The sequence below is a fragment of the Mycobacterium sp. 1423905.2 genome, from assembly GCF_001673155.1.
Lineage (GTDB): Bacteria > Actinomycetota > Actinomycetes > Mycobacteriales > Mycobacteriaceae > Mycobacterium.
Map to the genome: position 1 here is coordinate 1 of NZ_LZLE01000095.1, position 19,510 is coordinate 19,510.

Consider the following 19,510-nt stretch of genomic DNA (forward strand, 5'->3'; position numbering starts at 1 on the left):
CCGCGAAGGTCATGGGTAGGAAGCCGCCGTCGCGCACCGCGGTAGTGAATCGGTCTAGGGCCGCGGCGGTTTCGGGGGTGGCGCCCTGGACGAGGTTCAGCTTGTCTCCGCCCGCCACCGCTGGATCGGCGAGTCGGGACAGCACATCGGTGAGAACTTCCGGTCCGGGCAGCGGAGCCGTCGGCGGCGCGGCAACGACGCTCGACGTGGCGGGCGGTCCAGTTGGTCCGTCGGAGGCCAACTTCCTGGCCGCGTCGTGGGTGCAGCCCGACAAGGCAACCGCCGCCACGACCGTGGCGGCACCCAGAGTTACGCGCAGGTTTCGGCGCGTCCTGCGCCTGGCTTCAACTACAAACAATTTGCAAATGCAATGGAGGTCACATCGGCGGCCGCCGCGGCGGTTTCCGCGACGACAGTCAGGCCTGTGGCTTGGGATTTCGCGATCACCGCGGTCCTTCCACTCGGCCGGAGTCGAAGGCGAGATTACCAGTGAGACCCAAGTTGTTACTTTGCGTCGGCATTTGACTCCGCACATCAAACCGGAAACGCCGGTAGCGTTGGAGTATCCGCCACACCATTCCTGGTGGGGGAAAGGAGCGCAAGATGGGTGACTCAGAGCGTTCTGAAGCATTCGGGACCCCCCGCGATATGCCGCTGTCCAGTGAAGATGCTGCAGAGTTGGAACAGCTGCGACGTGAAGCGGCGGTGCTGCGGGAGCAACTCGACAACGCGGTGGGCCAGCACGGCGCGGCGCGGACCGCGCGCGATGTGCATCAGCTTGAGGCGCGCATCGACTCGCTCGCGGCGCGCAACTCCAAGCTGATGGAGACGCTGAAAGAGGCTCGCCAGCAACTGCTTGCGCTGCGCGAGGAAGTGGACCGGTTGGGGCAGCCGCCCAGCGGCTACGGCGTTCTGCTCGGCGCGCACGAGGACGACACCGTCGACGTGTTCACCTCCGGTCGCAAGATGCGCCTCACGTGCTCGCCCAACATCGACGCCACCGCCCTGAAGAAGGGCCAAACGGTCCGGCTCAACGAGGCGCTGACCGTGGTCGAGGCCGGCACGTTCGAATCCGTCGGTGAGATCTCGACGCTGCGGGAACTGCTCGCAGACGGGCATCGGGCCCTGGTGGTCGGCCACGCCGACGAGGAACGCATCGTCTGGCTGGCCGAGCCGCTGGTCGCCGAGGACCTGCCGGAAGGCACCGTCGTCGACGGCATCAACGACGACACCCGCCCGCGCAAGTTGCGGCCCGGCGACTCCTTGCTGGTCGACACCAAAGCCGGCTATGCCTTCGAGCGCATCCCCAAGGCCGAGGTCGAAGACCTGGTGCTGGAAGAGGTGCCCGACGTCAGCTACGAGGACATCGGTGGCCTGACTCGCCAGATCGAACAGATCCGCGACGCCGTCGAGTTGCCGTTCCTGCACAAAGAGCTTTACCGCGAGTACGCGCTGCGCCCGCCCAAAGGGGTGCTGCTCTACGGCCCGCCCGGATGTGGGAAGACGCTCATCGCCAAGGCGGTGGCCAACTCGCTGGCCAAGAAGATGGCCGAGGTCCGCGGCGACGACGCCCGCGAGGCCAAATCGTACTTCTTGAACATCAAGGGCCCCGAGCTGCTGAACAAGTTCGTCGGTGAAACCGAGCGGCACATCCGGCTGATCTTCCAGCGGGCTCGCGAGAAGGCATCCGAAGGCACCCCGGTCATCGTGTTCTTCGACGAGATGGACTCGATCTTCCGCACCCGCGGCACCGGGGTTTCCTCGGACGTCGAGACGACCGTCGTCCCGCAGCTGCTCAGCGAGATCGACGGCGTCGAGGGCCTGGAGAACGTCATCGTCATCGGCGCCTCAAACCGCGAGGACATGATCGACCCCGCAATTCTGCGGCCCGGACGTCTCGACGTGAAGATCAAGATCGAGCGCCCTGATGCCGAAGCGGCGCAAGACATCTTCTCGAAGTACCTGACCGAGTCGTTGCCGGTGCACGCCGACGACCTGGCCGAGTTCGACGGCGACCGCAGCGCCTGCATCAAGGCGATGATCGAGAAGGTCGTCGACCGGATGTACGCCGAAATCGACGACAACCGGTTCCTGGAGGTCACCTACGCCAACGGTGACAAGGAGGTCATGTACTTCAAGGACTTCAACTCCGGGGCGATGATCCAGAACGTGGTCGACCGGGCGAAGAAGAACGCGATCAAGTCGGTGTTGGAGACCGGGCAGCCCGGTCTGCGCATCCAGCACCTGCTCGACTCGATCGTCGACGAGTTCGCCGAGAACGAGGACCTGCCCAACACCACCAACCCCGACGACTGGGCGCGGATCTCGGGCAAGAAGGGCGAGCGGATCGTCTACATCCGCACGCTGGTCACCGGCAAGTCGTCCAGTGCGTCGCGGGCCATCGACACCGAGTCGAACCTGGGTCAGTACCTGTAGGTCAGTCGGACACCAGCGAATAGCTGTTGTTCAGGTCGTCCTGCAGCACGCGGGCGGCGCGGGTCGTGGTGTCGATCCGCAGCTCCTCGCGCAGCACTCGGCTCTGATACGTCCACCTCTCGGGCAGTTTCAGGCGGTCGGCCAGTTTCGGTAGGTCCGCGCGGGACAGGTTGGGGTCGACCACTTGACTCCAGGTCTGCATCACCCAGCGCTGTCCTTGCGGGTCGTGCAGCTCATAGATCTCTTCGCCGGCGTCGAAGACGAACACGGTGTTCCGGCTGACCTGGTTGACCGTGTAGGGCGCGGGATTCATCGACGAAAGCAGCACGGTGGCTTGCAGAATCATGTCGATCCCGCCGAAGTTCTTGGTGATCTGGGGACCCTGCTGCGTCTTTTCCACCGAGTTCATCAGCCAGTAGCGGGGGCCGTTGAGCAACGCTCCGGCGGCGCGGTGTTCGGTCGCGAGCGCCTGGGGATCCAGTGCCGACCACAGATCGGCCGGACAGTCGTTGAGCGGATAGGTGTTGTAGACGGTGGCCTGGGGGCCGGCTTCGCCGGGGGTTACCAGCAGCACTTCGCCGTACCGCTTGCCCGACATGTTTGCCGCATGTCGGGGCCGGGTCTGCCCGTCTTCGGTGGTCGACATCAGGCGAAATTAGCCACTGCCGTCGGTGGCGTCAACAACGGCATTCGGCGTGTGCGCAATATTGGCGCGGTAACGGCTGCGGGCGATCAACGCCGTGTGCAGGTCGTCGATCAGCGGGTCGAGGAACATCGCGCGGTACTCGGCGTCGTCGACCGCGCGGGCGCTGATGTACATGAACGTCAGCGCGCCCAGGAACAGGCAGATATGGATCAGGGAGTTGGGCGCCGGAAACGTCATGCCCAGCACCGTGGCGGTGTTCACGGTGGTGTGGGTCCATTCCTTGACCAGCGGCGGGGTGAGGATCAGCAGCCCGAGTACGAGGTAGATGGTGGCGGTCACCGATGCCACCACGAGGATCTCGACTAGTTGCGAGGTGGCCAGCAGGAAGACCACGTTGAGGCGTTCGCTGCGTTTGAGCGGTGCGCGGGGCGAGGGGTCGGGCAGGGTCGCAAACGGGGTGTCCGCGAGGTCCTCGCTGCCTTCGGGCAACACCGCCGTGTCCCGCAGCATCGGCCGCACCCGCTCGATGGTCTTGGACACGACGAACGCCCCGGCGATGGCCAACAGGAACACGATCGACAGCCATAGCCGTTCGCCGCTGATGTTGGCCGCCATCAGCCAGACGTAGGTGTTGAAGAACACCAAAGCGGTCAGCAGCACCACCGGCAGGGCGCGCACCGCAAGTTCGCCGACGGTTGCCAGGTGCGACAGCGTCATGCGCACCGCCCAACCCAGCACCGATCCGATCCCGCAGCCGGTCAGGACCAGCGTGAGGCTGAGGATGACGACGGCCCTCGACAGCTGAACCGCATCGGTGCCGGCTTCGATTACGTCCGACGTCACCGCGACGGCGACGGCGACGGTCGCCGCGATCGCGCGTAGGCGAACCGCCGAGATTCGGGACACCAGCCAGCCGACGACTGCGGCCAGGGGGAGGGCGACCGCCAGTAAGGCCAGGATGACCCATTGGGAAGTCGTTGGCGTGCCAGCAATTTCGACGTCGCGGCCGGCACTGACGAAGTACACCGCCAGCAGGCACGTCTCTACGGTCGCCCACGCCGCCAGCATGGGAGCAGACCGCGGCCACAGCCGCCGCCACCGACCACGAGTGGTCGGCACTGAGGGCAAGCCGCGCAGCAGAAACCAACTTTCGGCCGCGGCCGTCGCCGAATCTCGGTGCACCAACGGACGACGCAGGGAACGGCTCATGCCGGGTCACATTAGCGCCGGCAACCACCCGCGCGCTGCTAGTCGGCACGCGCACCTACTCTTTAAGGCATGCAACGGATTATCGGGACGGAGGTCGAGTACGGCATCTCCTCGCCGTCAGACCCGACCGCCAACCCGATCCTCACCTCGACTCAGGCGGTTCTGGCTTACGCCGCCGCCGCCGGTATACAGCGCGCCAAACGCACCCGTTGGGACTATGAGGTGGAGTCGCCGCTGCGGGACGCGCGCGGCTTTGACCTCAGCCGCTCGGCGGGTCCGCCGCCCGTCGTCGACGCCGACGAGGTCGGGGCCGCGAACATGATCCTGACCAACGGGGCACGGCTCTACGTCGACCACGCGCACCCGGAGTACTCCGCGCCCGAATGCACCGACCCGCTCGACGCGGTGATCTGGGACAAGGCCGGCGAACGGGTCATGGAAGCCGCGGCGCGCCACGTCGCCAGCGTTCCCGGCGCCGCCAAGTTGCAGTTGTACAAGAACAACGTCGACGGCAAAGGGGCCTCCTACGGCTCCCACGAGAACTACCTCATGTCACGCCAGACGCCGTTCTCCGCCATTATCGCCGGACTGACCCCGTTCCTAGTGTCCCGGCAGGTGGTCACCGGGTCCGGCCGGGTGGGGATCGGCCCGTCCGGTGACGAGCCGGGCTTCCAGCTGTCGCAGCGTTCGGACTACATCGAGGTCGAGGTCGGCCTGGAAACCACGCTCAAACGCGGCATCATCAACACCCGCGACGAACCCCACGCCGACGCCGACCGATACCGCCGGCTGCACGTCATCATCGGCGACGCGAACCTCGCCGAGACGTCGACCTATTTGAAGCTGGGCACCACCGCGCTCGTGCTGGACCTCATCGAGGAAGGCCCATCGCATGGGATCGACCTAAGCGACCTGACCCTGGCGCGGCCGGTGCACGCGGTCCACGCCATCAGCCGCGACCCGGCATTGCGCGCAACGGTGGCCCTGGTCGACGGTCGAGAGCTGACGGGTCTTGCGCTGCAACGGATCTACCTGGACCGGGTGGCCAAGCTGGTGGACGGCCGCGACCCCGACCCGCGCGCCTCCGACATCGTCGAGACCTGGGCGCACGTCCTCGACCTGCTCGAGCGAGACCCGATGGAGTGCGCCGAGCTGCTCGATTGGCCGGCCAAACTCCGCTTGCTGGAAGGCTTCCGCCAGCGCGAGAACCTGAGCTGGTCGGCGCCGCGGCTGCACTTGGTCGACCTGCAGTACTCCGATGTCCGGCTGGACAAAGGGCTGTACAACCGGCTCGTGGCGCGCGGCTCCATGAAGCGGCTGGTGACCGAACATCAGGTGCTCGAAGCCGTCGACAAGCCGCCGACCGACACCCGCGCCTACTTCCGCGGTGAGTGTCTGCGCCGGTTCGGCGCCGACATCGCCGCGGCCAGTTGGGACTCGGTGATCTTCGACCTCGGTGGCGATTCGCTGGTGCGCATCCCGACGCTGGAGCCGCTGCGCGGCAGCAAGGCACATGTGGGAGCGTTATTGGACTCGGTGAGCAGTGCGGTTGAGTTGGTGGAACAACTGACCAGCTGACATCCGTTAAACCGGGAAACGTCGGTGCTGACCGGTAGGGTAGAGACAAGCTTGCGGGCGTATCACGCGCACGCATGGCCTCTAGAAGGCCCGTGACGAAGCAGGAGGCGGCGATGGCGCAAGAGCAGACCAAACGCGGGGGTGGCGGCGGCGACGAAGACGACCTCACCGGCAGCACCGCTGCCGGCCAGGAGCGTCGCGAGAAGCTGACCGAGGAGACTGACGATCTGCTCGACGAGATTGATGATGTCCTCGAAGAGAACGCCGAGGACTTCGTGCGTGCGTACGTCCAAAAGGGCGGACAGTGACCTGGCCGTTGCCTGATCGCCTGTCCCTGAAATCAGCACTATCCGGATCATCCGCCGTAGACCTGTCGTCTTTTGCTGACTTCCTGCGCCGCCAGGCGCCGGAACTGCTGCCCGCCAGCATCAGCGGCGGCGAACCCTCCGCCGCGGCCCAGCTGCCGCACGGCACCACCATCGTGGCGCTGAAATACCCCGGCGGCGTCGTGCTCGCCGGTGATCGCCGTTCGACGCAAGGCAACATGATCGCCGGTCGCGACGTGCGTAAGGTCTACATCACCGACGACTACACCGCCACCGGCATCGCCGGCACCGCCGCCATCGCCGTCGAATTCGCCCGCCTCTACGCCGTCGAGCTCGAGCACTACGAGAAGTTGGAAGGCGTCCCGCTCACCTTCGCCGGCAAAGTCAATCGGCTCGCGATCATGGTGCGCAGCAACCTGCCGGCCGCGATGCAGGGCCTGGTGGCACTGCCGCTGCTGGTCGGTTACGACCTGCAGGCACCCGACCCCGAGTCGGCGGGCCGCATCGTTTCCTTCGACGCGGCCGGCGGCTGGAACATCGAAGAAGAGGGCTACCAGTCGGTGGGATCCGGCTCGATCTTCGCCAAGTCGTCGATGAAGAAGCTGTACTCCCAAGTTACCGACGCCGACTCCGCGCTGCGGGTGGCCGTGGAAGCGCTCTACGACGCCGCCGACGACGACTCCGCCACCGGCGGGCCCGATCTGGTCCGCGGCATCTTCCCCACGGCGGTCACCATCGACGCCGAAGGGGCGCTGGACGTAGCCGAGGAGCGGATCGCCGAATTGGCCCGCAGCGTCATCGAGAGTCGTTCGCGCGCAGATACTTTCGGCCCCGACGGCGGTGAGAAGTGAGTTTCCCCTATTTCATCTCGCCCGAGCAGGCGATGCGGGAGCGCAGCGAGCTCGCGCGCAAAGGCATCGCCCGGGGCCGCAGTGTGGTGGCGCTGGCCTATGCCGGTGGGGTGTTGTTCGTCGCGGAGAATCCGTCGCGGTCGTTGCAGAAGATCAGCGAGCTCTATGACCGGGTGGGCTTCGCGGCCGCCGGCAAGTTCAACGAGTTCGACAACTTGCGCCGCGGCGGCATCCAGTTCGCCGACACCCGCGGCTACGCCTATGACCGCCGCGACGTCACCGGACGGCAGCTGGCCAACGTCTACGCCCAGACACTCGGCACCATCTTCACCGAGCAAGCCAAGCCCTACGAGGTGGAGTTGTGTGTGGCCGAGGTCGCGCACTACGGCGAGACCAAAGCCCCGGAGCTGTACCGCATCACGTATGACGGGTCGATCGCTGACGAGCCGCACTTCGTGGTGATGGGTGGCACCACCGAGCCGATCACCAACGCGCTCAAAGAGTCCTACACCGAGAACGCCGACCTGCCGGATGCGTTGCGCATCGCGGTGGAGGCGTTGCGGGCAAGCAGTGCCGACAACGCCGGCAACGGGCAGTCGAGCATCGGCGGAGCCAGCCTCGAGGTGGCCATCTTGGACGCCAATCGGCCGCGGCGGGCATTCCGGCGCCTCACCGGCGCCGCGCTGGAAGGCTTGCTGCGGGATGTGGACAACGGCAATGCACCCGAGGGTGAATCGTCAGAGTCCAACGGCGAGTCGTCGAACTGACGCCGGACGAAGTCGGCCTGGAAAGCTTCCGCGGCGCGGCACTGCCACCGCGCCGCTGCGACAACCAGTACGCTCGATAACGTGCAGCGACGAATCATGGGCATCGAGACCGAGTTCGGTGTCACCTGCACATTCCACGGTCATCGTCGGCTCAGCCCGGACGAAGTAGCGCGCTACCTGTTCCGCCGAGTCGTTTCCTGGGGTCGCAGCTCCAACGTTTTCCTGCGCAACGGCGCCCGCCTCTACCTCGATGTGGGCAGCCACCCCGAATACGCCACCGCGGAATGCGACAGTCTGGTACAGCTCGTGACTCACGACCGGGCCGGTGAGTGGGTGCTCGAAGACCTGCTGGTCGACGCCGAGCAGCGGCTCGCCGACGAAGGCATCGGCGGGGACATCTACCTGTTCAAGAACAACACCGACTCCGCGGGCAACTCTTACGGTTGCCACGAGAACTACCTGATCGTTCGGGCGGGGGAATTCTCCCGGATCTCCGACGTGCTGCTGCCGTTCCTGGTCACCCGGCAGCTGATCTGCGGTGCGGGCAAGGTGCTGCAGACGCCCAAGGCGGCCACCTTCTGCCTGTCTCAGCGCGCCGAGCACATTTGGGAGGGTGTCTCGTCGGCGACCACCCGCAGCCGGCCGATCATCAACACCCGCGACGAACCGCACGCCGACGCCGAGAAATACCGGCGGCTACACGTCATCGTCGGCGACTCGAACATGTGCGAGACCACCACCATGCTCAAGGTGGGCACCGCCGCGCTGGTGCTAGAGATGATCGAGGCCGGGGTGGCTTTCCGAGACTTCTCGCTGGACAACCCGATCCGCGCCATCCGCGAAGTGAGTCACGACATCACCGGCCGGCGGCCGGTGCGGTTGGCCGGTGGGCGTCAGGCCAGCGCGCTGGACATTCAGCGGGAGTACTACAGCCGCGCCGTCGAACATCTGCAGACCCGTGAACCCAACGCGCAGATCGAGCAGGTCGTCGACTTATGGGGCCGCCAACTCGACGCCGTCGAGAGCCAGGACTTCGCGAAGGTTGACACCGAAATCGACTGGGTGATCAAGCGCAAGCTCTTCCAGCGCTACCAGGACCGCTACAACATGGAGCTGTCCGACCCCAAGATCGCCCAACTGGACTTGGCCTACCACGACATCAAGCGCGGCCGCGGCGTCTTCGACCTGCTGCAGCGAAAGGGGTTGGCCGCGCGGGTCACTACCGATGAAGACATCGCCGAAGCCGTCGACCACCCGCCGCAGACCACCCGCGCGCGGCTACGCGGCGAGTTCATCAGCGCCGCCCAGGCCGCCGGTCGCGACTTCACCGTGGACTGGGTGCACTTGAAGCTCAATGACCAGGCGCAGCGGACCGTGTTGTGCAAGGACCCGTTCCGCGCCGTCGACGAGCGCGTCAAACGACTGATCGCGAGCATGTAGCGCCACCCCGGTGGCCTAATCTGTAGCCAATGGCGACCTCGAAAGTCGAACGGCTGGTCAATCTCGTCATCGCCCTGCTCTCGACCCGCGGCTACATCACCGCGGAGAAGATCAGGTCCAGCGTTGCGGGTTACTCCGACAGCCCTACCTTGGAAGCGTTCTCCCGGATGTTCGAGCGGGACAAGAACGAACTACGCGACCTCGGCATCCCGCTGGAGGTGGGACGCGTGTCCAACCTGGACCCGACCGAGGGGTACCGCATCAACCGGGAGGCCTACGCGCTGCCGTCGGTCGAGTTGACTGCCGAGGAGGCCGCCGCGGTCGCCGTCGCCACCCAGCTGTGGGAGTCGCCCGAATTGATCACCGCCACCCAGGGAGCGCTGCTCAAGCTTCGCGCTGCGGGCGTCGACGTCGAACCCTTGGAGGCGGGATCGCCGGTGGCCATCGCCTCACCCGCGGGAGTACCGGGGTTGCGCGGGTCCGAAGACGTTCTCGGGATCTTGTTGTCCGCCATCGACGCTCGCCAAGCCGTGCAATTCCCGCACCGGTCCACGCGCGCCGAGCCCTACACCACTCGCACGGTCGAACCGTGGGGCGTGGTCACCGAGAAGGGCCGCTGGTATCTCGTCGGCCACGACCGCGACCGCGACGCCACCCGTACCTTCCGCCTGTCGCGCATCGGCGACGAGGTGAAGCCGGTCGGCCCCCCGGGAGCGGTCACCATTCCCGACGGCGTCGACCTGCGGCACATCGTGGCCCAAACGGTGAGCGAAGCGCCCAGCGGTGTGCGCGCGACGGTCTGGGTGGCCGACGGGCGAGCGACCGCCCTGCGACGGGCCGGCACCAGCATCGGGCCGCGACAACTGGCCGGCCGCGACGGGGAGGTGTTCCAGCTGGACATCGGATTCAGTGACCGCCTGGCGCGCGAGATCGCCGGCTACGGATCGGACGCGATCGTGCTGGCGCCGCCGTCGTTGCGCGAGGATGTCCTGGCCCGGTTGACCGCGCAAGCGCAGGAGCGACCCCGATGACCCCCGTGTCCACCCGCCTGGTGCGGCTGCTCAACATGGTGCCGTACTTCCAGGCCAATCCGCGGATCACCCGAGCCGAGGCCGCCGCCGACCTGGGCGTGTCGGCCAAGCAACTCGAAGAAGACCTCAACCAGCTGTGGATGTGCGGGTTGCCGGGGTATCTGCCCGGCGACCTGATCGACTTCTCGTTCTCCGGCGACACCGTCGAGGTGACCTTCTCGGCCGGCATCGATCGGCCGCTCAAGCTGACCTCCCCGGAAGCGACCGGGTTGCTCGTGGCGCTGCGGGCCCTGGCCGACATCCCCGGGGTGGTCGACCCGGAGGCCGCGCGCAGCGCAATCGCCAAGATCGCCGCGGCGGCGGGTGCCGCCGGGCACGACACTGCGGCGGCCGTGATCGACGAACCGGCGCCCGTCGAGAGCCGGGCCGCGGCGGCGGTCCGCGCCGCCGTACATGACCGGCGCGCGCTGACCATTGACTACTACTCCGCCTCACACGATTCGCTGACCAGCCGGATCGTCGATCCGATCCGCGTGCTGCTGATCGGTGGCCAGAGCTACTTGGAGGCCTGGTCACGGGAAGCCGAAGGGGTGCGCTTGTTCCGGTTCGACCGGATCGTCGACGCCAAGGCGCTGAACGAACCGGCCATGCCGCCCGAACCCGTGCTCCAGGCGCCCCCAGACACCTCCTTGTTCGACGGCGATCCGTCGCTGCCGTCGGCAACCCTGCTGGTCGCGCCCTCGGCGTCATGGATGTTCGAGTACTACCCGCTGCGGGTGCAGCGCGAGCTGCCCGACGGGTCCTGCGAAGTGGCGATGACGTACGCGTCGGAGGACTGGATGACGCGCCTGCTGCTGGGGTTCGGCTCGGATGTGCAGGTCTTGGCCCCGGAGTCATTGGCGCAGCGGGTGCGTGAGCAGGCCGTTGCGGCACTGGCCGCATACCGGGCCGCTGAGCAGGGCTGATAATCGTTTAGCGGCGGCGCGTGGTGCTGCCGCGCCTCGCTTGGACCGGAGCGGCGCATGGGCTGCGGTAGCATCGGGTGGACGTCTGGAGGTAATCAAAGTGGGCAGTCTTCAACCGTGGCATTGGCTGATCCTCGCTGTCGTGGTGATCGTGTTGTTCGGTGCCAAGCGGCTCCCTGACGCGGCGCGCTCGCTGGGCAAGTCGCTGCGCATCTTCAAGTCCGAGGTCCGCGAGCTGCAGAACGAGAACAAGTCCGACGCTTCCCCGCAGGCCCCTACGGCGGCGCCCACACCCGTCGAGTCGCAGCGTGTCGACCCGCCAGCCAGCACTGCTGAGCAGGGCCACACCGAGGCGCGGCCGGCCTAGCCTGGCGCCACTGACCCGTGTGTCGTGAACGGTCCTAGGGTTTCAGCGCGCGCTTTCGGTCTCCTCAAACGGCTCAACCCCCGGCAACGGCGCAGTCGCGTCAACCCCGACGCGACCATGTCGCTGGTCGATCACCTGACCGAGCTGCGCACCCGCCTGCTCATCTCGTTGGCGGCCATCGTCGTCACCACCAGCTTCGGGTTCATCTGGTACTCGCATCCAGTCTTCGGGCTGCAAAGCCTCGGCGAATTCCTGCGCGAGCCGTACTGCTCGCTGCCTCAGTCGGCCCGAGCCGAGCTGAGCGCGGATGGTCAATGCCGACTCCTGGCGACGGCACCGTTCGACCAATTCATGTTGCGACTCAAGGTCGGTATGACCGCCGGTATCGTCCTGGCCTGCCCGGTCTGGTTCTACCAACTCTGGGCGTTCATCACCCCCGGCTTGTACAAGAAGGAGCGGCGCTTCGCGGTCGCCTTCGTCATTCCGGCGGCCGTGCTGTTCGCCGCCGGCGCCGCCCTGGCCTACGTGGTGCTGTCCAAGGCGCTCGGCTTCCTGCTTACCGTCGGCAGCGACGTCCAAGTCACCGCCCTGTCCGGTGACCGGTATTTCGGCTTCCTGATCAACCTGCTGGTGGTATTCGGCGTCAGCTTCGAATTCCCGCTCCTCATCGTCATGCTCAACATGATCGGCATGCTCACCTATGAGCGGCTCAAGTCGTGGCGGCGCGGGCTGATCTTTGCGATGTTCGTCTTCGCCGCGGTGTTCACGCCGGGTTCTGATCCGTTTTCGATGACCGCGCTCGGGGTAGCGCTAACGGTGTTGCTCGAGTTCGCAATTCAGATCGCCCGGATCCATGACAAGCGAAAAGCCAAGCGTGAAGCGTCGATACCCGATGACGAAGCATCCGTCATCGACCCACCCTCGCCGGTACCGGCGCCGTCGGTCATCGGCGGACCCCATGACGACGTCACCTAGCTTTCTGCGCGGCTCATCGCGTGAGCGTGCCTGTCCGGACAGCGACACGCCGCGGTTGCCGTACCTGTGCGCACCTTTGCGGGCGGCGACGTGAGTGATCTGCCCGAACTCGACCGCTTCGCCACCGAACTGTCCTTCCAGCTCGACGACTTCCAACGCCGGGCGTGCGCGGCGTTGGAACGCGGTCACGGTGTCCTGGTTTGCGCACCAACCGGCGCCGGCAAGACCGTCGTCGGCGAATTCGCCGTCCATCTCGCGCTCGCCGCCGGCGGCAAGTGCTTCTACACCACACCGCTGAAGGCGCTGAGCAATCAAAAGCACACCGATCTGGTCGCGCGCTACGGCCGCGACCGGATCGGCCTGCTCACCGGTGACATGTCGGTCAACGCCGATGCGCCCGTCGTGGTCATGACGACCGAAGTGCTGCGCAACATGCTGTATGCGAATTCGTCTGCACTGCAGGGCCTTTCGCATGTGGTGATGGACGAGGTGCACTTCCTGGCCGACCGGATGCGCGGCCCGGTATGGGAAGAGGTCATCCTGCATCTGGCCGACGAGGTACGGCTGGTCAGTCTGTCGGCCACGGTCAGCAACGCCGAGGAGTTCGGTGGCTGGATTCAGACGGTACGCGGGGACACCACCGTGGTGGTCGACGAACATCGCCCCGTGCCGCTGTGGCAACACGTCCTGGTGGGCAAGCGGTTGTTCGACTTGTTCGACTACCGTTCCGGCGATCCGGCCAATCAGCAGACGCACGCCACCATCGGCAAACCGCACGTCAACGCCGACCTAGTGCGTCACATCGCGCATCGCCGCGAGGCCGACCGAATGACGGACTGGCAGCCGCGGCGGCGAAACCAGGGACGTCCCAGCCGGCCGCGCTTCTATCGGCCGCCCGGGCGGCCGGACGTCATCGCCATCCTCGATGCGGCCGGCCTGCTGCCCGCGATCACGTTCGTGTTCTCCCGCGCCGGCTGCGACGCGGCCGTTCAACAGTGCCTGCGCTCGCCTCTACAGCTGACCACCGAGCAGGAGCGCGCACAGATCGCCGAGGTCATCGACCACCGCTGCGGCGACTTGGAAGACGCCGACTTGGCCGTGCTGGGCTACTACGAATGGCGCGAGGGACTGCTGCGCGGCCTGGCCGCCCACCACGCCGGCATGCTGCCCGTGTTCCGCCACACCGTCGAGGAGTTGTTCGCCGCCGGCCTGGTCAAGGCGGTGTTCGCCACCGAGACTTTGGCGTTGGGCATCAACATGCCGGCTCGTACCGTGGTGCTCGAGCGGTTGGTTAAGTTCAACGGCGAGCAGCATGTGCCGTTGACGCCGGGGGAGTACACGCAGCTGACCGGCCGCGCCGGCCGACGCGGCATCGACGTCGAGGGTCACGCGGTGGTGTTGTGGCAGCCCGATGTCGAGCCGTCCGAGGTCGCCGGGCTCGCCTCCACCCGGACCTTCCCGCTGCGCAGTTCATTCGCCCCCTCCTACAACATGACGATCAACCTGGTGCAGCGCATGGGCCCCGAGCAGGCTCACCAGCTGCTCGAGCAGTCCTTCGCGCAGTACCAGGCCGACCGGTCGGTGGTCGGACTGGTCCGCGGCATCGACCGCGGCAAGCGGATGCTCGACGAGATCGCCGGTCAATTCGGTGGGCACGACGCGTCGATCTTCGACTACGCCCGCCTCCGTGCGCAGATCTCCGATATGGAGCGCTCACAAGCGCGCGCCTCGCGGTTACAGCGCCGGCAAGCCGCCAGCGACGCCCTCACCGCATTGCGCCGCGGCGACATCATCAACATCACTCATGGCCGCCGCAGCGGGCTCGCCGTCGTCCTCGAATCCGCGCGCGACAGCAGCGATCCCCGGCCGCTGGTGCTGACCGAGCATCGCTGGGCGGGGCGCATCTCGTCGGCCGACTATTCCGGGGCGACTCCACCGGTCGGGTCGATGAGCTTGCCCAAACGGGTCGAGCATCGCCAGCCGCGCGTGCGGCGGGACCTGGCGTCGGCGCTGCGCTCGGCCGCTGCGGACCTGGTTCCCTCGGCCGGTCGACGCTCCGGTGGGCGGGGGGGCCCGGACGGCGAATTCCACGACCCGGAACTGGCGTCGCTGCGGGACAAGATGCGCCGCCACGCCGCACACCACGCCCCCGACCGCGAATCCCACATGCGCGAAGCCGAACGCTACCTGCGCATCGAACGGGATAACACCCAATTGGAGCGCAAGGTCGCCGCGGCGACCAACTCGCTGGCCCGCACGTTCGACCGGATCGTCGGCCTGCTCACCGAGCGCGAGTTCATCTCGGGTCCAGCTGAGGATCCCCAGGTCACCGACCACGGACGATTGTTGGCGCGGATCTACAGCGAAAGCGATCTGCTGGTAGCCGAGTGCCTGCGCACCGGCGCCTGGACCGGTCTCAAGCCGCCCGAGCTGGCGGCAGTGGTCTCGGCGGTCCTCTATGAATCACGGGGCGACGCTCCGAGTGCGCCGTTGGGCGCTGAAGTGCCCACGCAGAAACTGCGGCAGGCGCTCAATCAGACCTCACGGCTGTCCGCGGACTTGCGCGCCGACGAGCAAACCCACCGGATCTCCCAGAGCCGCGAACCCGACGACGGCTTCGTCCCCGTCATCTACCGCTGGGCGCGCACCGGTGATCTGGCCTCGGCCTTGGCCGCCGCGGACGCAGCCGGGACCGGATCACCGCTATCGGCAGGCGATTTCGTGCGCTGGTGCCGTCAGGTCCTCGACCTGCTGGATCAGGTCCGCAATGCGGCGCCGGACCCTGACCTGCGTGCCACCGCAAAGCGCGCTATCAATGACGTTCGGCGCGGCGTCGTGGCAGTTGACGCCGGGTAGGCTGAGCCGGAGCTACGGTTACATCGTCCAATGTGATCGGCAGGGCCAGGACAAGACGCACTAGGAGCATTGATGAGCGGACCGCAGGGACCGGGCCAGTCGTGGCAACCCGGCGACCATTCCTCCGACCCGACCATGGCGGGGTCGCCCTGGCAGCAGCAACCCAATCAGGACGCGACCTGGCACGCGCCGGCGTACACGCCATCCGAATACCCGCAGTACCAGCAGCCGGGTGAGGCTTACCCGCAGCAGTACCAGCAGCCTGGATATGGCTCCGACTTCGGTCAGCAGGCCACCCAGTACGGCGCGGCGCCGCAGTACGGCCAGCCGGGCCAGTATCAGCAGCCCGGCCAGTATGGTCAGCCGCAGTACGGCCAGCCCGGTCAGCCGGGGCAATACGGTCAGCCCGGCCAGTACCCCGGCCAGGCGGCTCCCTACGGCCAGCCCGCCAAGAAGCGTTCGACGGCGCTGATCGCCAGCATCGTCGGTGTGGTCGCGGTGTTGTTCATCGCGGTCATCCTGGTTCTCGGCTTCTGGCAGCCCGGTTTCTTCGTCACCACCAAGTTGGACGTGAACAAGGCCAACGCGGGTGTGCAGCAGATCCTCACCGACGAGACCAACGGCTACGGCGCCAAGAATGTCAAAGACGTCAAGTGCAACAACGGGTCGAACCCGACCGTGAAGAAGGGCGGCACCTTCGACTGCACCGTCAGCATCGACGGCGCTTCCAAGCACGTCACCGTGACCTTCCAGGACAACAAGGGCACTTACGAGGTTGGTCGGCCGCAGTAACCGTTACGACGGCAGCGCGTCGAGCGCTTTCTGCAGTCGCTTTATCGATGACCCGACGCCGTACTGGGTTGCCAGTTCGGCGGTGCGCGCGGTGTCGGCGGCATGTAACGGCAACTTGTCCGTGCGCGTCGACAGCGTGACCGGCGCGTCGGTGGCCACGCGCACCACTTGGCCCGCGACTTCGAGGTAGTCCGACGATGCGCGTAGCTTTGTGCGTAATCCTTTGGCCATCTTCGACTTTGGATCGTTGGCTGCGGCGATGATCTGGTCCAGCGAGCCATGCTGGCCCAGCAGGGTTGCTGCGGTTTTCTCGCCGATGCCCGGCACCCCGGGCAGCCCGTCGGACGGGTCACCGCGCAGCAACGCCAGTTCGGCGTAGGCAGGGCCGGCCCGATCGACCGGCACCCCATAACTGTCGGCGAGCTCTTTGGGCCCGAACAGGGTGGCCTTGGATAGGCCGCGGCCCAGATACAGGACGCGGACGGGCACGTGGTCGTCGCTGACCACCTGCAGCAGGTCGCGGTCCCCGCTGACCACGATCACCGGGTCGGTGCGCTCGCGCGCCGCCAAGGTGCCCAACACATCGTCGGCTTCGTAACCCGGTGCGCCCGCCGTTGGGATACCGAAAGCGTCTAGCAGTTCCATGATCATGCCGATCTGCGGGGTCAGCTCGTCGGGCACTTCCTCGATGTCAGGTTGGTCGGCCGGTTCCTCCTGCACCACCCGATGCGCTTTGTACGACGGGATGAGATCGACTCGCCATTGGGGCCGCCAGTCCAGATCCAGGCACACCACCAGCCGGCACGGTCGCTGCTGGGTCACCAACACGGCCAACGAGTCGATGAATCCGCGCACGGCGTTGACCGGACGGCCGTCGGGCGACTTGATCGACGACGGCACGCCGAAATACGAGCGGAACCACATGCTGGGGCCGTCGAGCAGCAACACAGGTGCGGGCATGCGCGCTATGGTCTCACGCGCGCCGGCAACGATTAGCCTGGCTGCCATGGACTCTCGTCGATTCGACACCGAGGTGTATGCGCGGCGGCTGGGCGCAGCGGCGGCCGCGGCCGCTGAGGCCGGTCTGGCTGGGCTGGTCATTACGCCGGGTTACGACCTGCGCTACCTCATCGGCTCGCGGGCGCAAACATTCGAACGACTCACCGCGCTGGTGGTACCGGCCTCGGGTGCGCCGACGGTGGTGTTGCCGCGGCTGGAGTTGGCCTCGTTGCGCGAGTCGGCCGCGGTCGAACTGGGTGTGAGGTTGCAGGACTGGGTCGACGGTGACGACCCGTACCGGTTGGTGGGTGAGGCGCTGGCGGGTGCGGCGGTGGCCGTGTCCGATTCCATGCCCGCGCTGCACCTACTGCCGCTGGCGCAAGCGCTGGGAGCGGTGCCGGTGCTGGCCACCGATGTGCTGCGGCAGTTGCGAATGATCAAGGAGCCCGCGGAGATTGACGCTCTGCGCAAAGCGGGCGCAGCCATCGACCGAGTGCATGCCAGGTTGCCTGAGTTTCTGGTGCCAGGCCGTGCCGAAGCTGACGTCGCTGCCGATATCGCCGAAGCCATTGTGGCTGAAGGTCATTCAGAGGTGTCGTTCATCATCGTCGGATCTGGTCCGCATGGCGCCGATCCGCATCACGAGGTTTCGGATCGGGAACTGCAGGTGGGTGACATCGTCGTGGTGGACATCGGTGGTAGCTACGAGCCCGGATACCACTCCGACTCGACCCGCACCTACAGCATTGGCGAGCCAGACCCTGTGGTGGCACAGCAGTACTCGGTGTTGGAGCGAGCTCAGCGCGCGGCGGTCTCAGCGGTCCGTCCCGGTGTGACGGCTCAGCAGGTCGACGCCTCGGCCCGAGAGGTGCTGGCCGACGCTGGATTGGCGGAGTATTTCGTGCACCGCACGGGACATGGGATTGGTTTGAGCGTGCACGAGGAGCCCTACATCGTCGCCGGCAACGAACTGCCGCTGGTGCCCGGCATGGCCTTCTCTGTCGAGCCCGGCATCTACTTTCCCGGGCGGTGGGGTGCGCGGATCGAAGACATCGTGATCGTCACCGACGAGGGCGCCGTGTCGGTGAACAACCGGCCGCACGGGCTCATTGTGGTGGGTTAGCGGCTGCAGGCGTGGAACCAGGCAAGGTGATAGTTCGCAGCGGCCTTGTCGGCGGTGACCAGCGCGTCTATCGCTGCGAGGAGCTGCCAGTTCCCGATGTCGTGGGCGTCGACGTTGCCGGGATAGCTGTCAAGGACTTTGTTACTGACGTCTTTCAGGTGCTGGCGCAAGAGATCGACTTCGGAATCCAGTACGCCGGTGCCCGCGGACGCCGCTTTGGCCAGCGTGTGCGCCAATCGCGGCAGACCGTCGCGCCATTGGGTGGCTTGTCCGAGTTCCCAACCGAGCTCGTCGATCTCGGGCACCTGACGCGGCCGGGGCGACGTCGGGATCGGCTCGTCGGGTTTGGACACATGGTGGATCGGTGTGTAGCCGGCGGCAACGGTCACCTCCCCGAGCAGGGCTTCGATGTTTCCGCGGCGCCGTGCCGGGGGTAGCAGCGTGACGGCGGCCGGCAGCTCGATGCCCGGTGGAATCCAGCCACTGGCCAGGTCGGTGGTCAGCAGAGTGGTGTCGTCGGGACGGTCTCCCGCCGCCCACGCCAGCCGAGGTTGCTGACGCGCAACCGAATTCACTAGACGTTGCAGTCGAGCGCGGGCCGTGGCGTCGGCGGATGCCGCGCCTGCCGCCGCTCCAGTCGCGGTCGCGGCGACGGCTTCAGTCGCGGGCGGTGGCGGTGGTTTGGTCGGGGCGGGAGTCTGCCGCACGACGGCCGGTTGGCCCGTGCCGGCCTGACCGGAGGACGGGTGCACCGGCGCCGACGACGGTGTCGCCGCTTGAACGGGTGACGAGCTGGGCAGTGAGGGTGCGGTGGTTGTGGTGGGCGGCCGCAGGTCGGCGCCGTATGTCGGCAGTGGCGTTGAGCTCGCGGGCGCAGCGAAGCCCGGGTTAGGTGCGACCGGGCTGGTGACTATGGGTGCGGCCGCGGGTTCCGGGTGCGGGACCTGCGGAGCAGGGGAGTCGACGACCGGGGCGTGCACCACCGGGTTTACGACTGCAGCGGGAGTGGTCGGTGACGTGTGTGTCACTTGCTCGGTGGGAGTGATCGGATGCGGCACCGAGTTGGGCGGGGCCGAGAACGGCGCACCGGAATCCATGCCCTTGTTGAAGCTCTGCACGAGTTCGGCGGGGGTGGCAGTTGGGGGGAGG

17 protein-coding genes and 1 pseudogene are annotated in these 19,510 nt (G+C 66.8%); 13 read left to right on the forward strand and 5 right to left on the reverse strand.

The annotated features are described in order from the left end of the window. Nucleotides 1-274, reverse strand: a pseudogene (locus A9W95_RS05105) (hypothetical protein); the annotation flags it as partial. A gap of 329 nt (nt 275-603) precedes the next feature. On the opposite strand from A9W95_RS05105, the gene arc reads away from it, so the two are divergent. Next, entirely contained in the window at nt 604-2,436 is a 1,833-nt protein-coding gene (gene arc, locus A9W95_RS05110; protein ID WP_067409520.1) for a proteasome ATPase, read from the forward strand. 1 nt (nt 2,437) lies between these two features. Here arc and A9W95_RS05115 read toward each other — a convergent pair whose 3' ends face one another. Both A9W95_RS05115 and A9W95_RS05120 read right to left on the reverse strand, forming a co-directional pair. Next, entirely contained in the window at nt 2,438-3,034 is a 597-nt protein-coding gene (locus tag A9W95_RS05115) for a hypothetical protein (protein ID WP_156746024.1), read from the reverse strand. A gap of 57 nt (nt 3,035-3,091) precedes the next feature. Continuing rightward, nucleotides 3,092-4,291 carry a hypothetical protein gene (locus A9W95_RS05120; RefSeq protein ID WP_067409522.1) on the reverse strand — a complete coding sequence of 400 codons (1,200 nt, stop codon included), beginning with the start codon at nt 4,289-4,291 and terminating at the stop codon, nt 3,092-3,094. A gap of 69 nt (nt 4,292-4,360) precedes the next feature. Between A9W95_RS05120 and dop the strand changes: the two genes are divergently transcribed. From dop to A9W95_RS05175, 11 genes are all read left to right on the forward strand, one after another. Next, the gene (gene dop / locus A9W95_RS05125) at nt 4,361-5,869 is read left to right on the forward strand and encodes a pup deamidase/depupylase (RefSeq protein ID WP_067409523.1); all 1,509 of its coding nucleotides are present in this window, start codon (nt 4,361-4,363) and stop codon (nt 5,867-5,869) included. A gap of 113 nt (nt 5,870-5,982) precedes the next feature. Continuing rightward, nucleotides 5,983-6,177 (forward strand): ubiquitin-like protein Pup, encoded by a 195-nt coding sequence (locus tag A9W95_RS05130; protein WP_067409535.1) that lies wholly within the window; start codon nt 5,983-5,985, stop codon nt 6,175-6,177. After that, nucleotides 6,174-7,046 (forward strand): proteasome subunit beta, encoded by an 873-nt coding sequence (gene prcB, locus A9W95_RS05135; RefSeq protein ID WP_067409524.1) that lies wholly within the window; start codon nt 6,174-6,176, stop codon nt 7,044-7,046. Before A9W95_RS05130 ends, prcB begins: the two co-directional genes overlap by 4 nt. Next, nucleotides 7,043-7,813, forward strand: coding sequence for a proteasome subunit alpha (gene prcA, locus A9W95_RS05140; protein ID WP_067409525.1), 771 nt, complete (start codon nt 7,043-7,045; stop codon nt 7,811-7,813). The genes prcB and prcA overlap by 4 nt, the downstream gene beginning before the upstream one ends. Nucleotides 7,814-7,894: 81 nt before the next feature. Next, nucleotides 7,895-9,253 carry a Pup--protein ligase gene (gene pafA, locus A9W95_RS05145; protein WP_156746022.1) on the forward strand — a complete coding sequence of 453 codons (1,359 nt, stop codon included), beginning with the start codon at nt 7,895-7,897 and terminating at the stop codon, nt 9,251-9,253. A 29-nt stretch (nt 9,254-9,282) separates the two neighbouring features. Beyond that, nucleotides 9,283-10,284 (forward strand): YafY family protein, encoded by a 1,002-nt coding sequence (locus tag A9W95_RS05150; protein ID WP_067409527.1) that lies wholly within the window; start codon nt 9,283-9,285, stop codon nt 10,282-10,284. Continuing rightward, nucleotides 10,281-11,249: a YafY family protein gene (locus tag A9W95_RS05155; protein WP_067409528.1), complete on the forward strand. Its 969-nt coding sequence runs from the start codon at nt 10,281-10,283 to the stop codon at nt 11,247-11,249. Before A9W95_RS05150 ends, A9W95_RS05155 begins: the two co-directional genes overlap by 4 nt. A gap of 100 nt (nt 11,250-11,349) precedes the next feature. After that, nucleotides 11,350-11,616 carry a Sec-independent protein translocase subunit TatA gene (tatA, locus tag A9W95_RS05160; protein WP_067409529.1) on the forward strand — a complete coding sequence of 89 codons (267 nt, stop codon included), beginning with the start codon at nt 11,350-11,352 and terminating at the stop codon, nt 11,614-11,616. 117 nt (nt 11,617-11,733) lie between these two features. Next, nucleotides 11,734-12,591, forward strand: coding sequence for a twin-arginine translocase subunit TatC (tatC, locus tag A9W95_RS05165; protein ID WP_067409530.1), 858 nt, complete (start codon nt 11,734-11,736; stop codon nt 12,589-12,591). 90 nt (nt 12,592-12,681) lie between these two features. Next, the gene (locus A9W95_RS05170) at nt 12,682-15,447 is read left to right on the forward strand and encodes an RNA helicase (protein WP_067409536.1); all 2,766 of its coding nucleotides are present in this window, start codon (nt 12,682-12,684) and stop codon (nt 15,445-15,447) included. Between the two features lie 72 nt (nt 15,448-15,519). After that, nucleotides 15,520-16,239 (forward strand): DUF4333 domain-containing protein, encoded by a 720-nt coding sequence (locus A9W95_RS05175; RefSeq protein WP_067409531.1) that lies wholly within the window; start codon nt 15,520-15,522, stop codon nt 16,237-16,239. A 3-nt stretch (nt 16,240-16,242) separates the two neighbouring features. On the opposite strand, the gene A9W95_RS05180 is transcribed toward A9W95_RS05175, so the two are convergent. Further along, entirely contained in the window at nt 16,243-17,199 is a 957-nt protein-coding gene (locus A9W95_RS05180) for a 5'-3' exonuclease (RefSeq protein WP_067409532.1), read from the reverse strand. Between the two features lie 46 nt (nt 17,200-17,245). Here A9W95_RS05180 and A9W95_RS05185 point away from each other — a divergent pair, with 46 nt between their 5' ends. Next, on the forward strand, nt 17,246-18,361 hold the full coding sequence (locus A9W95_RS05185) for a Xaa-Pro peptidase family protein (protein WP_067409533.1): 1,116 nt from the start codon (nt 17,246-17,248) through the stop codon (nt 18,359-18,361). On the opposite strand, the gene A9W95_RS27165 is transcribed toward A9W95_RS05185, so the two are convergent. Next, nucleotides 18,358-19,510: DUF5631 domain-containing protein (locus A9W95_RS27165; protein WP_172826562.1), on the reverse strand; the 1,153-nt coding region annotated here is incomplete at its 5' end. The genes A9W95_RS05185 and A9W95_RS27165 overlap by 4 nt on opposite strands.

Coding starts and splice junctions, on each gene's coding strand:
- tatC (WP_067409530.1), top strand. CDS start 11,734: ATGTCGCTGGTCGATCACCTGACCGAGCTGCGCACCCGCCTGCTCATC.
- A9W95_RS05150 (WP_067409527.1), top strand. CDS start 9,283: ATGGCGACCTCGAAAGTCGAACGGCTGGTCAATCTCGTCATCGCCCTG.
- A9W95_RS05185 (WP_067409533.1), top strand. CDS start 17,246: ATGGACTCTCGTCGATTCGACACCGAGGTGTATGCGCGGCGGCTGGGC.
- A9W95_RS05155 (WP_067409528.1), top strand. CDS start 10,281: ATGACCCCCGTGTCCACCCGCCTGGTGCGGCTGCTCAACATGGTGCCG.
- A9W95_RS05120 (WP_067409522.1), bottom strand. CDS start 4,291: ATGAGCCGTTCCCTGCGTCGTCCGTTGGTGCACCGAGATTCGGCGACG.
- arc (WP_067409520.1), top strand. CDS start 604: ATGGGTGACTCAGAGCGTTCTGAAGCATTCGGGACCCCCCGCGATATG.
- A9W95_RS05175 (WP_067409531.1), top strand. CDS start 15,520: ATGAGCGGACCGCAGGGACCGGGCCAGTCGTGGCAACCCGGCGACCAT.
- A9W95_RS05180 (WP_067409532.1), bottom strand. CDS start 17,199: ATGCCCGCACCTGTGTTGCTGCTCGACGGCCCCAGCATGTGGTTCCGC.
- A9W95_RS05115 (WP_156746024.1), bottom strand. CDS start 3,034: ATGTCGGGCAAGCGGTACGGCGAAGTGCTGCTGGTAACCCCCGGCGAA.
- A9W95_RS05130 (WP_067409535.1), top strand. CDS start 5,983: ATGGCGCAAGAGCAGACCAAACGCGGGGGTGGCGGCGGCGACGAAGAC.
- dop (WP_067409523.1), top strand. CDS start 4,361: ATGCAACGGATTATCGGGACGGAGGTCGAGTACGGCATCTCCTCGCCG.